This window comes from Jiella endophytica, from assembly GCF_004519335.1.
GTDB classification, from domain to species: Bacteria; Pseudomonadota; Alphaproteobacteria; order Rhizobiales; family Rhizobiaceae; genus Jiella; species Jiella endophytica.
On the sequence record NZ_SOZD01000003.1, the window covers coordinates 177,643 to 190,151 of the forward strand.

General features: G+C 66.4%; 12 protein-coding genes. All 12 read right to left on the reverse strand.

The window, feature by feature from the left end:
* Window positions 1-7: 7 nt before the first annotated feature.
* Window positions 8-748: an SDR family NAD(P)-dependent oxidoreductase gene (locus E3C22_RS10745; RefSeq protein WP_134762025.1), complete on the reverse strand. Its 741-nt coding sequence runs from the start codon at window positions 746-748 to the stop codon at window positions 8-10.
* A 265-nt stretch (window positions 749-1,013) separates the two neighbouring features.
* Entirely contained in the window at window positions 1,014-2,465 is a 1,452-nt protein-coding gene (gene purF / locus E3C22_RS10750) for an amidophosphoribosyltransferase (protein WP_134762026.1), read from the reverse strand.
* 122 nt (window positions 2,466-2,587) lie between these two features.
* The gene (locus E3C22_RS10755) at window positions 2,588-3,226 is read right to left on the reverse strand and encodes a CvpA family protein (protein WP_134762027.1); all 639 of its coding nucleotides are present in this window, start codon (window positions 3,224-3,226) and stop codon (window positions 2,588-2,590) included.
* Window positions 3,227-3,322: 96 nt separating this feature from the next.
* On the reverse strand, window positions 3,323-4,723 hold the full coding sequence (radA, locus tag E3C22_RS10760; protein ID WP_134762028.1) for a DNA repair protein RadA: 1,401 nt from the start codon (window positions 4,721-4,723) through the stop codon (window positions 3,323-3,325).
* An 88-nt stretch (window positions 4,724-4,811) separates the two neighbouring features.
* The gene (locus E3C22_RS10765) at window positions 4,812-5,090 is read right to left on the reverse strand and encodes a BrnA antitoxin family protein (protein ID WP_206026940.1); all 279 of its coding nucleotides are present in this window, start codon (window positions 5,088-5,090) and stop codon (window positions 4,812-4,814) included.
* 23 nt (window positions 5,091-5,113) lie between these two features.
* Window positions 5,114-5,266, reverse strand: coding sequence for a hypothetical protein (locus tag E3C22_RS24480; protein WP_167591734.1), 153 nt, complete (start codon window positions 5,264-5,266; stop codon window positions 5,114-5,116).
* Window positions 5,247-5,645 (reverse strand): hypothetical protein, encoded by a 399-nt coding sequence (locus E3C22_RS10770; protein WP_134762029.1) that lies wholly within the window; start codon window positions 5,643-5,645, stop codon window positions 5,247-5,249. The genes E3C22_RS24480 and E3C22_RS10770 overlap by 20 nt, the downstream gene beginning before the upstream one ends.
* Window positions 5,636-6,790, reverse strand: a complete 1,155-nt coding sequence (gene alr, locus E3C22_RS10775; protein WP_134762030.1) for an alanine racemase — start codon at window positions 6,788-6,790, stop codon at window positions 5,636-5,638. The genes E3C22_RS10770 and alr overlap by 10 nt, the downstream gene beginning before the upstream one ends.
* A gap of 612 nt (window positions 6,791-7,402) precedes the next feature.
* A complete protein-coding gene (locus tag E3C22_RS10780) occupies window positions 7,403-8,890 on the reverse strand; it encodes a replicative DNA helicase (protein WP_134762031.1) in 1,488 nt (495 codons plus the stop codon).
* A 253-nt stretch (window positions 8,891-9,143) separates the two neighbouring features.
* The gene (grpE, locus tag E3C22_RS10785; protein WP_245514919.1) at window positions 9,144-9,854 is read right to left on the reverse strand and encodes a nucleotide exchange factor GrpE; all 711 of its coding nucleotides are present in this window, start codon (window positions 9,852-9,854) and stop codon (window positions 9,144-9,146) included.
* Window positions 9,855-10,017: 163 nt separating this feature from the next.
* Complete coding sequence (gene hrcA, locus E3C22_RS10790; RefSeq protein ID WP_134762032.1) at window positions 10,018-11,130, reverse strand: heat-inducible transcriptional repressor HrcA; 1,113 nt, start codon at window positions 11,128-11,130, stop codon at window positions 10,018-10,020.
* A 119-nt stretch (window positions 11,131-11,249) separates the two neighbouring features.
* A complete protein-coding gene (locus E3C22_RS10795; RefSeq protein WP_134762033.1) occupies window positions 11,250-12,482 on the reverse strand; it encodes an NAD(P)/FAD-dependent oxidoreductase in 1,233 nt (410 codons plus the stop codon).
* Between the last annotated feature and the right edge of the window lie 27 nt (window positions 12,483-12,509).

Consider the following 12,509-nt stretch of genomic DNA (forward strand, 5'->3'; position numbering starts at 1 on the left):
CCTTCGCTCAGGCGGGGTCCTGATAGGTCAGGAACCGGTTCTCCCGGACGTCGAAGATCTTGCCCGTCTCGGTCACGTCGTCAAAGGCGAGCGGCAGGATCTTGGCCGCCACCTCGCGGGCGGTCGGCAGCGATTTCGGATCTTCGCCCGGCATCGCCTGGGCGCGCATGCCGGTGCGCGTCGCGCCGGGATTGACGGCATTGACCTTGAGTGGCGTGTTCATCGTCTCGTTCGCCCAGGACCGCACCATCGCCTCGCAGGCCGCCTTGGTCGCGGCATAGAGCGACCAGTAGGCCTTGGCGGAATGAGCAGCGCCCGACGACATCACGATGGCCCGCCCGGCCTTGGAGGCGCGCAGCAGCGGATCGACCGAGCGGATCAGACGCCAGGTGGCGGTGACGTTCACCGTCATGGTCTTTTCGAAGACCTTCGCCTCGATATGGCCGATCGGCGAGAGGACGCCGAGCATGCCGGCATTGGCGACCATCACGTCGAGGCTGCCCCAGCGCTGCTTGATGGCGCCGCCGAGCCGGTCGATGCCGCCCATGTCGGTGAGGTCGAGGGGGACGAGTGTGGCGCTGCCGCCGGCCGACTTGATCTCGTCGTCGAGCTCTTCGAGCCCGCCGACGGTGCGGGCGAGCGCGATCACATGCGCGCCCTCGGCCGCCATCTGCTTGGCGAGCTGATAGCCGATGCCGCGCGAGGCGCCGGTTACCAGCGCGGTCTTGCCTTCGAGCCTCCCAGACATCGAAGTCCTCCCTGGCTGTCGGTTGTCGTTTCGCGGCTTCTTACCGGATCACGGTTGGATCGGAAAACCGGTTCCCGCTTTTCCGGATCATCGCTTCTGATCGGAGCATGATCTCACCGAAAAACCCGGTTCACACTTTTCCGGATCATTGCTTCTGATCTGAGCATGATCTCACCGGAAAACCGGTTCCCACTTTTCCGGATCATCGCTTCTTATCGGAGCATGATCTGATCGGAAAACCGGTTCCCACTTTTCCGGACCATGCTCAGCCCGCGCCGCCGAGAAGCGACAGCTGGCGGACATTGTCCTGGCCGTCCTGATCGGTCAGCGAGGTCGGATAGTCGCCCGTGAAGCAGGCGTCGCAGAACTGCGGCGAGATCTTCGAGCGGCCGGTCTCGCCGCAGGCGCGATAAAGCCCATCGATCGACAGGAAGGCGAGCGAATCCACCTGGATGAACTCCGCCATCTCCTCGATTGTCATCCGAGAAGCGAGGAGCTTGGCCTTTTCCGGCGTATCGACGCCGTAGAAACACGACGCGGAAGTCGGCGGCGACGCGATCCGCATATGCACCTCGCTGGCGCCGGCCTCGCGCACCATCTGGACGATCTTCTGGCTGGTGGTGCCGCGCACGATGGAATCGTCGACGAGGACGATCCGCTTGCCCTCGATCATCTTGCGGTTGGCATTGTGCTTCAGCTTGACGCCCATGTGGCGGATGGAGTCGGTCGGCTGGATGAAGGTGCGGCCGACATAGTGGTTGCGGATGATGCCGAGCTCGAAGGGAAGCTTCGCCTCCTGGGCATAGCCGATCGAGGCCGGCACGCCGGAATCCGGCACCGGCACGACGACATCCGCATCGACATGGCTCTCCCTGGCAAGCTCGATGCCGATCTTCTTGCGGATGTCGTAGACGTTGCGGCCTTCGACATTGGAGTCCGGCCGGGCGAAATAGACATATTCGAAGATGCAGAAGCGCGGCCGGCGCGACTGGAACGGAAAGATGCTCTCGACGCCGCTCTCGGTGACGACGGCCATCTCGCCGGGCTCGATGTCCCGCACGAACTCGGCGCCGATGATGTCGAGGGCGCAGGTTTCGGAGGCGAGGATGAGCGAGCCCTCGAATTCGCCGAGGACCAACGGCCGGATGCCGAGCGGATCGCGCACGCCGATCATCGAATTCGCCGACAGCCCCACCAGCGAGAATGCGCCTTCGAGCCGCGACAGGGCGTCGATCAGCTTGTCGACGAAGGCCCGCGCGCCGCTGGTGGCGACGAGATGCAGGATTGTCTCGGTGTCGGAGGTCGAAGAGAAGATCGAGCCGCGGCGCTGCAGCTCGCGCTGCACGGTGAGCGCATTGGTGATGTTGCCGTTATGGGCGACGGCGAAGCCGCCGGCCGACAGCTCGGCAAAGAAAGGCTGGACGTTGCGAAGGCCGCCGCCACCGGTGGTGGCGTAGCGGGTGTGGCCGATCGCCGAGTGGCCCGGCAAGCGCTCCAGCACCGAAGCCTTGGTGAAGGTGTCGCCGATCAGGCCGGCGTGCCGCTCGACATGAAACTGCGTGCCGTCATGGGCGACGATGCCCGCGGCCTCCTGACCGCGATGCTGGAGCGCGTGCAGCCCCAGCGTCACCACGGCGGCGGCGTCCGTCCTCTGGAAAATGCCGAAAACGCCGCATTCTTCATGCAGCGTGTCGTCGCCGAATGGCGTCTCGTCCATGGCTTGAATGCGTTCCGCTGGCTGGTGGTCGGTTGGCGCTTATATAGTCCGTGTCGGCGAAACACGCGAGTCACGCCTCGCAGACGAGCCGTTCACGGCGAATGCTTCGTTTCGTCCGGCCGTCAATTCGTCGAGCCGCTGTCGGTGTCCGGCGCCGGATTGGCGGGATCTGCACCCTGGATGGCGCCCTCGACCGAGGTCGGCTCGTCACTCGCCGGCTGCTGGCCCTCGCCCGGCTCGCCGCCCTCCTTCAGCTTGTCGATCTGGTCCATGATCAGACCTTCCGGATTGTCCGGAAGCGCGGCGACCAGCTGCTTGCCGAGATCGTCGAGATAGGGCTTCGAGGCGGCATTGGCGATCCAGGTCGGCTGGTTCTCCGGCGCCAGCCAGTTGAAGAACAGCATGGCGACGACGACGAGCAGCAGCCCGCGCACCGCGCCGAAGATGAAGCCGAGCACCCGGTCGACCGCGCCGATTCGGCTGTCGATGATGAAATCGGCGATCCTGAGCGTGATGTAGGAGACGATGATCAGAGTGACGATGAAGATCGCCGCAGCCGAGGCCGCCATCGCGACGGTGCGCGAGGAGATGTATTGCTGCGCATAGGGCGTCAGGTCGGCATAGAACATGAAGGCGACGATCGCCGCGACGGCCCAGGCGACCACCGACAGGACCTCGCGCGAGAAGCCGCGCACCATGGCGAGCAGCGCCGAGACCAGCATGATCGCGACGAGGATCGCATCGAGAAGTGTGACGGACATCAAATACGCTTCCAGGATCGATGGTTCGGCTGCGCGGCGCGCGACACCCCATTACCGTTTTGCGACGGGATTTTCACTAAGAGATTCGACAAATCCTCAAGTCTCGTCGCCGGACCGCGGGATCGCGCCGCCGGCGACCTTGGCGACGAGGTCCGGCAGCGCCTCGACATCCTCGACGCGCATGCCGTGGGATTTCGGCAGATCGCTGCTCGCGGCCGGCAGGACGGCTCTGGAAAAGCCGAGCTTTTCCGCCTCCTTCAGCCGCTGCGCGGCATGGGCGACGGGGCGCACCGCACCGGACAGCGAGACCTCGCCGAAATAGACCCCGTCGGCGGGCAGCGGTGCCCCGGAGAGCGAGGAGACCAGCGCCGCCGCGACGGCGAGATCGGCCGCTGGCTCCGAGATCCGGAAGCCGCCGGCGACGTTGAGATAGACGTCGTGCTGGCCGAGGCGCACGCCGCAATGGGCGTCGAGCACCGCCAGCACCATGGCGAGCCGCGGCTGGTCCCAGCCGACGACGGCTCGACGCGGCGTGCCGAGCGCCGAAGGGGCGACGAGGGCCTGGATCTCGACCAGCACCGGGCGCGTACCCTCCATGCCGGCGAAGACGGCCGCGCCCGGCGATTTGGCATTGCGCTCGCCGAGAAACAGCTCCGACGGATTGCCGACTTCCCTGAGGCCCTCGCCGCCCATTTCGAAGACGCCGATCTCGTCGGTCGGGCCGAAGCGGTTCTTCACGGTCCTCAGGATGCGGAAATGATGGCCGCCCTCGCCTTCGAAATAGAGCACCGCATCGACCATGTGCTCGACGACGCGCGGACCGGCGATCTGGCCGTCCTTGGTGACGTGGCCGACGAGGATCACCGCGGCGCCGGACGACTTGGCATATTTCACCAGCGCCTGGACGCCGGCGCGCACCTGGGTGACCGTGCCGGGCGCCGATTCGGCGAGGTCCGACCAGAGGGTCTGGATCGAATCGATGATCAGGAGGTCGGGCCGGCGGCCCTCGGCGAGGGTGGCAAGGATGTCCTCCACGTTCGTCTCGGCCATCAGCTGGACGTCGGTGTCGGCGGCGTTGAGCCGCTGGGCCCTCAGCCGCACCTGGGCCACCGCCTCCTCGCCGGAGACGTAGACGACCGAGCTCTTGCGCCGCGACAGCGCCGCCGCCGCCTGCATCAGCAGCGTCGATTTGCCGATGCCGGGATCGCCGCCGATGAGGATCGCCGAGCCGCGGACGATGCCGCCGCCGGTGGCACGGTCGAGCTCGCCGATGCCGGAGACGATGCGCGGCGCCTCCTCGATCTCGCCTGAAAGAGGCAACAACGCCGAGGGGCGGCCCTTGCGCCGGGCGCCGCGCTGCGGCCCGCCGCCGATGCCGCCCGAGGCGTTCTCCTCGACGATGGTGTTCCACTCGCCGCAGGCGTCGCACTTGCCCTGCCAGCGCGTATAGACCGCGCCGCAGGCCTGGCAGATGAAGGTGAGCTTGGATTTCGCCATCAGCGGGGATTAGCGGATGGGCGGCGCGGACGGAAGGGCCGGCTGAGCCGACTCCGCGCGACCTGGCGCTGTCCGATGTCCTGTGATGCTACTGCTCGAGCCACTCCCTCAGGACGCTATTGACGCGCGTCTGCCAGCCCTTGCCCGACGCCCTCAGAGCCTCGGCGACATCGTGGTCAAGGCGCAAGGTGACCCGTTGCTTGGGGTGATCGAGCGCGTGGCGGCCCGGCCCTTTCGTCAGCGTCCCAGTCGCTGGCTCCAGGACGGCGCCGTTCTCGGCGATTTCTGCCCGCGCAAACTGCTCGTCTGTCCATGCAGGTGCGTCGTCAGGATCGACCGGTCCCGGTGATAGCTCTGCCATATGCATTTACCCGCATCGCCTGTGTGTCTTCAGTTGAGCGACTTCAACAAAAGCTCCGTCGCATACATCAAACCCACTACGCCGAAGCCGACGATCAGGGCCTCAAGGCCGTTATGGCGCATGTAAACGAGCACTTCGTGAAACGCCTCGCCCCAAGTCTCTTCACTGCGAGGATTTTCCAACCCAGCCTCCTGAAAATGCCAGACTGACTGCCGTCACGACGCCCGGAATATAGACTTGGATCACACCACTATCAATTTTCGCCTTCTGGCTGCCCGCAACGAGGATGACGCATAGAATGAAGCAGGCAGAGGGAACGATCGCGTAGACGGTGACGTCCTTCTTGTCGACGACGGATTGAGAAAGCAGAGCCGTGGCGCCAAGGATGAAGGCCGTGACGATGAATTCGATCCAGGCAGGGCGGAGATAGACTTCGTAGAAATGATCGAGCAGATCGTCCGACGGCTGGTCTATCAGGGCGAATTTGAGACCGACCCCGACCACAAGAGGCAGAAACGGCAGAAGTCCGCGGCCGATCGTGCCCGTATTGATCAACGCCACACCCTCTCCACCCGTCTCCCCAGCCCCGTCAAAAGCTCGTAGGCGATCGTCCCCGCGGCATCCGCGACGTCGTCGATCGCGACATTCGGGCCGAAGAATTCCACCCGCGTACCCGGCTCCACTAGCTCCGCCGGCACGTCGGTGACATCGATGAGCGTCATGTCCATCGACACCCGGCCGAGCACCGGCACGGAATGGCCGGCGACGAAGGCCGTGGCGCCGGGCCGCATCTCGCGGAGCGGCACGCCGGCACCGGAGGCGGCGCGCAAATAGCCGTCGGCATAGCCGAGGCCGACGGTGGCGATGCGGGTGTCGCGCGAGAGCCGTCCGGCCGCGCCGTAGCCGGCCGCCTCCCCGGCCCTCGCGCCACGGACCTGCAGGACGGCTGCGGTCAATGAGGCGACCGGCTTCAGCCTTCCCTCGGACGGCGCACCGGCGCGGCCGCCATAGAGCGCAATGCCCGGCCGCGTGAGATCGAAGGTGAAGTCCGGCCCGAGAAACGATCCGGAGGAATTGGCGAGCGAGCGCGGCACGCCGGGAAACGCCTCGGCCATGGCGAGGAACACCGCCCGCTGCTCCTCGCGCTGGCCGGTCTCCTCGTCGGCGCTGGCGAGATGGCTCATCACCAGGGCGACGTCGAGCGTGCCGCCGGCGACGGCGGCCCTGACGATCGGCAGATCGGCCGCATCGAGGCCGAGACGGTTCATGCCGGTCTCCAGCTGCAGGGCCGCCGGCGCCTTCGTTCCGGCGCGCTCGAGCCCCTCGCACCAGGCGGCGATCTCGGCAAGGCTCGACAGGACCGGAACCAGACGCGCCGCAAGGCAGGCCGGAACGTCGGGCAGCCAAACACCCTGCAGGACGTAGATCGTCGCATCAGCAACACCGGCCGCATCGAGCGACTCGCGCAGGGCGACGCCCTCCTCCGGCCAGGCGACGAAGAAGTCCCGGCAGCCCGCCTCGTAGAGCGCCGCCGCGATCCGCCCGGCGCCGAGGCCGTAGCCGTCGGCCTTCACCGCCGCGCCGGTGCGCCCGGTAACGTTCAGCGCGTCGAGGGTGCGCCAGTTGGCCTTCAGCGCCGCGGTGTCGATCTCGACGCGGGGCATGCGGGACCGGTCGATCGGCGTTGCGGGAGTGGATGCTGCCATGATGTGCCCTGCGGGATGGTCGTGCCTTCGACCGGCCGCCTCCCCTCGCCCGATCGCTTGCCAGAGCGTAGCAGAGATTGGGGCCCATGCGCCAAGTCAAGGTCGGACGCGGGCATGTCCATGCATCGATTTTGCAATGGTGCTGAAATCGCGTGCGGTCGCGTCCCAGGGACGGACATCCGCCCCTCCGCGGCGTCAGCCTCGGGCTTGTCCTGAGGATCTACTGTGGGTTGATCGTCGGACCGTCCGCGGGCGGAAGGGCATTCTGTGTGGATTCTGGTGCGGCGGCGGCAGCAGATCCTCGGGACAAGCCCGAGGATGACGCGATTTCAATGGCTTCGCCTGAGTCTCGGCAGCCGAGACGGGTCGTGCGGGATCGTCGCCGCCCCCTCGACGTCACCATGCATGCGGCAATACGCTTGATGAAGACGACGGTGCCGAGGTCGCGGTACAAATAGTGGCCCTCATGGTGAGCCTGTCGAACCACGAGGGCGCTCGGCGCATAATGGAGCCATTTCCCTGGTGGTGCGACAGGCTCAGCATGAGGGAATGGTGAAGCGACGCTTCCCGGCTCCCGGGGGCGTTGTAGTTTCGTATCCGCCCCCGCACACTCTACTCGAAGCGTTCCGGCAGATAGGCCTCCTCGGCGAGATCGGTGAAGCGGGTGTATTCGGCCTGGAAGGCCAGCGGCACGGTGGCGGTCGGGCCATGGCGCTGCTTGGCGATGATCACCTCGGCCTTGCCTCTGGCGTCGTTCAGCGCCTGTTCCCACTTCAGATGCTCGTCGGTGCCGGGCTTCGGCTCGCGATTGGCGAGGTAGTACTCGTCGCGATAGACGAAGAGGACGACGTCGGCATCCTGCTCGATCGAGCCGGATTCGCGCAGGTCGGCGAGCTGCGGGCGCTTGTCGTCGCGGGCCTCGACCTGACGCGAGAGCTGCGACAGGGCGACGATCGGCACCTGCAGCTCCTTCGCCAGCGCCTTGAGGCCGGTGGTGATCTCGGTGATCTCCTGGACGCGGTTCTGCGACGAGGCCTTGGACGAGCCCTGCATCAGCTGGACATAGTCGATCACCATCACGTCGAGGCCGCGCTGGCGTTTGAGCCGCCGCGCCCTTGCGGCGAGCTGGGCGATCGAGATGCCGCCGGTCTGGTCGATATAGAGCGGCAGCTTCTGCATCATCTCCGAACAGGCGATCAGCTTGGTCAGCTCCTGATCGTTGATCTGGCCGCGGCGGATCTTTGAGGAGGAGATCTCGGTCTGCTCCGAAATGATGCGGGTGGCGAGCTGCTCGGCCGACATCTCCAGCGAGAAGAAGCCGACGACACCGCCGTTCTTGGCCTTGAAGGAGCCGTCGGCCTGCTCGGCCGGCTCGTAGGCGGCGGCGATGTTGAAGGCGATGTTGGTGGCAAGCGAGGTCTTGCCCATGGCAGGGCGGCCGGCGAGGATGACGAGGTCGGAGGGCTGCAGGCCGCCGAGCCGCCGGTCCATCGCGATGATGCCGGTGGAAATGCCGGAAAGGCCGCCGTCGCGGTCCTTCGCCGCCGTCGCCATCTGGACGGCAGCGGTCACCGCGTCGGTGAAGGACTGGAAGCCGCCGTCGTAGCGGCCGGTCTCGGCGAGGGTGAATAGGCGGCGCTCGGCCTCCTCGATCTGGTCCTTCGGCTCCATGTCGAGGGGCGCGTCGAAGGCGAGATTGACCATCTCCTCGCCGATGCCGATCAGCGAGCGGCGGAGCGCCAGGTCGTAGACCGCACGGCCGTAGTCGAGGGTGTTGATGATCGTCGTCGCCTCGGCGGCGAGGCGCGCGAGATACTGCGCGACGGTCATCTCGCCGATCTTGTCCCTGGCGGCGAGGAAGGTCTTGATCGTCACCGGATTGGCGATCTTGCCCATCCGGATCATCTCGGAGGTCTTTTCGAAGATCTCCTTGTGGATCGGCTCGAAGAAGTGGTCCGGCTTCAGGAAGTCGTGGACGACGTAATAGGCGTCATTGTTGACGAGGATCGCGCCGATCAGCGCCTGCTCGGCCTCGATATTGGCCGGAGCCTCGCGATAGAGCGCCTGCTCTTCCTCGAATTTGCGCGCAGGCTCCGCCATCGCCGTCCCTCGTGACCACGGCATCGGCCAACGGATCGGATGCGATCTCCGGTCGGCGAGATGCGTGGAATCAAACTGTCGGAGCGTCTGTCACACGTCCTTTAAGGACACGGCGCTCCGGGTGTCGAAAGCAGATGCCCTACACCAAGCCGCGATTCGTCACAAAGGAAAGACGCCGCCCGGATCGGACGGCGTCTCTCAGGCCGGGAGAAACCCGGATGCTCTGGATAACTGCGGGGATAACCGCAAAGGCCTATTCCCCGGCCTCGCTCTCCGCCTCGGCGGGTTTTGCCGGCGAAGCCTTCGGGCCGCCCTTGGAGACGCCGACCATTGCCGGCCGCAGCACCCTGTCGCCGATCGCATAGCCGGCCTGGACGACCTGCAGCACCGTGCCGCTCGGCACCTCGGCATTTGGGATCTCGAACATCGCCTGATGGAAGTTCGGATCGAAGCGCTGGCCCTCCGGCTCGAGCTTCCTGACGCCATGCTTTTCCAGCGTCGAGATCAGCCCCTTCTCGGTCATCTCGACACCCTCGATCAGCGCCTTGAGGCCGGAGCTCTCGTCTGAGCGATGCTCCTCCGGGACGGCGTCGAGCGCGCGCGCCAGATTGTCGGCGACCGACAGCATCTCCCGGGCAAAGCCGGTCACCGCGTAGGTGCGCGCGTCCTTGATCTCGCGCTCGGTGCGCCGGCGCAGATTCTCCATGTCGGCGGCGAGCCGCAGCAGCCGGTCCTTGACGTCGGCGTTCTCGGCTTCGAGCGCGGCGATCCGCTCGGCATCGGCGGAACGGGCCGCCGCCTCGCCGGCATCGCCTGCCGCCTCGCCATAGGCGGCACCCGCGCCCCACTGGGAAGACTGGGGCGTCGCCGCGCCGGCTTCACCCGTCGCGGTCTCGGTGGCCCCGGTTTCGGGACCCTTGCTCTCGGTGGCGTTGCCGTCGTTCCTGCCGGTCTCGCTCATCATCCCTCTTTCATCCCGTTCGTCGGCGCCATGGGTCGCGTCGGATGCGACTGGCGCGATGTTCTGCCGCAAGCCGGCCCGGCCGCCGTTCGATCAGAAACCGCGACTGAAGGCCGATGCACGAATGCGTTATCGCAGCGGCATATCGAATTGCAGGGCGTGAAAATCAAGCCTCGGAATCGCCCGAGCGGTTCTGCAGAAGCCGCGAGACGATCCGCGCCGTATAGTCGACCATCGGCACGACGCGGCGATAGTTCAGCCGGGTCGGCCCGATGACGCCGACGGCGCCGACAACGCTTTCCGTTCCCCCGCCCCCTCCCCCCATGTAGGGAGCGACGATCAGCGACGAGCCGGAGAGCGAGAACAGCTTGTTCTCCGAACCGATGAAGATCCGGACGCCGTTGCCCGCCTCGGCAAGGCCGAGCAGCTCGATCATGCCGTTCTTGGTTTCGAGATCGTCGAAGAGCAGCCGCAGGCGATCGATGTCCTCGCTGGCGGAGATGTTTTCAAGAAGGTTCGCCCGGCCGCGGACGATCAGCTGCGCCGGCTGGTCGGCCGCGGCGCCGGACCAGATCGCCAGCCCCTGATCGACGAGTGTCTGGGACAGAAGATCGAGGGCCGTCGCCGTCTCCTTCTGGAGCTTCGCGATCCGCTCGCGCGCCTCGCCGAGGGTGCGGCCGACGACATGGGCGTTGAGGAAGTTCGCCGCCTCGACGAGCTGCGAGGCCGTCACCCCGGCCGGCAGGTCGAAGATGCGGTTTTCCACCTCGCCGTTCTCGCCGACGAGGACAGCGAGACCGCGGGTCGGCTCCAGCCGGATGAACTCGATGTGCTTGAGGCGGAGGTCCGACTTGGTGGTGACGACGATGCCGGCGCCGCGTGACAGACCCGACAGAAGGTTGCTCGCCTCGGTGAGAAGGTTTTCCACCCCCCGACCGTCGCCGACGAGGCGCACCTTCTCCTCGATCTCGTCGCGCTCGGAAGCAGCGAGATCGCCGACTTCCAGAAACGCATCGACAAAGAATCGGAGGCCGATTTCGGTCGGCAGCCGGCCGGCCGAGACATGCGGGGCGTAGATGAGGCCGAGCGCTTCGAGGTCGCTCATGACGTTGCGCACCGAGGCGGGCGAGAGCGACGAGGTCAGAAGCTTCGACAGCATGCGCGAGCCGACCGGCTCGCCCTGGTCGAGATAGCTCTCGACGATCAGGCGGAAGATCTCGCGGGCACGCTCGTCGAGCGGCGGAACCTGGACGCGGGCAAGATCGCTGACGGACATCATCGGACGAGGAATGCGGTGTGAACCATGGCCCTACTATAGGTGCGCGCCGGCCGCGATGAAAGTCGCGGCAGAGGGCCGCGCACCCCTTCTTCTGCTGTCACGGCATCCGCCGATCCGGCTCATGCAAAACGCGCCGGCGACAGCGCCTCCAGCACCGGGTCGCCATTGCCGGCCATGAGCTCGGCAAGAAGGACGCCGGTGGTCGGCCCCAGCGTAAACCCCTGGTGGCCATGGCCGAAATCGAACCACAGCCCGTCATGCTTCGGGGCCTTGCCGAGCACCGGGAGCATGTCCGGCATGCAGGGGCGCGTGCCGTGCCAGGGCTGGTTCTCCACCGGGCCGCCGAAATCCAGGACTTTTCGCGCGCCTTTTTCGGCTTCCTCCAGCTGACGCAGGTTCTGCGTCGCGGTCATCGCCGTGAGCTCGGCGCCGGTGGTGATGCGCATGCCGAGCTTCATCGGCACGAACACCGCGCCGACCGAGGCGTCCATCAGCGGCTTGTCGAGCGGATTGTTCTGGAAATGCTGGTGATAGCCGCGCTTCCTGACCATCGGGATCCTGTAGCCGAAGCGCTTCAGCAGCTTCGGCGACCAGGCGCCGAGGCAGACGACGACGTCCTTCGCCGAAACCTTTCCCTCGGCGGTATCGACCCGCCAGCCGGCCCCGTCCGCAGCGAGCGTCTCGGCATCGCCGTCGAGGAGCCTGCCGCCGCGCTTCACGAAGAGGTCGCCATAGGCCTGGGTCAGATCGCCGGGGCTCGAGCAGCACCAGGAATCGGTCCAGTGGATGGCGCCGGCAAAGCCGGGCTTCAGGGCCGGCTCGGCGGCCATCAGCCCGGCGGAATCGAGCGCCGCAAAGCCGACGCCGAACTCGGCCTTCACCCTTTCCGCCTTGGCGACCGCGGCCGCGAGCTTGGCTTCGTCGCGATAGGCCTGGTGAAAGCCATCGCGGCGGATCAGCCCGTCCGCGCCGGCATCGTCGATGTAGCGCGCGTGGTCCTCCCGCGAGCGGCGGATCAGCCTGCCCCAGGTCCCGGTGATCCGCCGGTAGCGCCCCGGCTGGGAGTTGCGGAAATAGGCAAGGAGACTACGGACCTCGGCGAGGATCGATTCGACATTCCATTCGACGTCGTTGGTGCGCTTCAGCGCGATGGCGACGAGAGAGGGAATGTCGGTCGGCATCGCATAGGGCTCGACGGCCTCGGCCTGGATGATGCCGGCATTGCCATAGCTCGTCTCGCCGGCAAATTTCGGCTTGCGATCGACGATGACAACGTTCCTGCCTTGCTCCTGCAAGGCCAGCGCGGCACCCACCCCCGCCATGCCGGCGCCGAGAACGATCACGTCGGTCATGGGGCAGTCCTTTTGTCTACGCAGGTC

Excerpts from the sequence above, each read along its gene's own strand:
- E3C22_RS10780 (WP_134762031.1), bottom strand. The coding sequence starts at position 8,890 with ATGGCGGAGCCTGCGCGCAAATTCGAGGAAGAGCAGGCGCTCTATCGC.
- E3C22_RS10795 (WP_134762033.1), bottom strand. The coding sequence starts at position 12,482 with ATGACCGACGTGATCGTTCTCGGCGCCGGCATGGCGGGGGTGGGTGCC.
- E3C22_RS10765 (WP_206026940.1), bottom strand. The coding sequence starts at position 5,090 with ATGCATATGGCAGAGCTATCACCGGGACCGGTCGATCCTGACGACGCA.
- E3C22_RS10755 (WP_134762027.1), bottom strand. The coding sequence starts at position 3,226 with ATGTCCGTCACACTTCTCGATGCGATCCTCGTCGCGATCATGCTGGTC.
- radA (WP_134762028.1), bottom strand. The coding sequence starts at position 4,723 with ATGGCGAAATCCAAGCTCACCTTCATCTGCCAGGCCTGCGGCGCGGTC.
- purF (WP_134762026.1), bottom strand. The coding sequence starts at position 2,465 with ATGGACGAGACGCCATTCGGCGACGACACGCTGCATGAAGAATGCGGC.
- E3C22_RS10745 (WP_134762025.1), bottom strand. The coding sequence starts at position 748 with ATGTCTGGGAGGCTCGAAGGCAAGACCGCGCTGGTAACCGGCGCCTCG.
- grpE (WP_245514919.1), bottom strand. The coding sequence starts at position 9,854 with ATGATGAGCGAGACCGGCAGGAACGACGGCAACGCCACCGAGAGCAAG.
- hrcA (WP_134762032.1), bottom strand. The coding sequence starts at position 11,130 with ATGATGTCCGTCAGCGATCTTGCCCGCGTCCAGGTTCCGCCGCTCGAC.
- alr (WP_134762030.1), bottom strand. The coding sequence starts at position 6,790 with ATGGCAGCATCCACTCCCGCAACGCCGATCGACCGGTCCCGCATGCCC.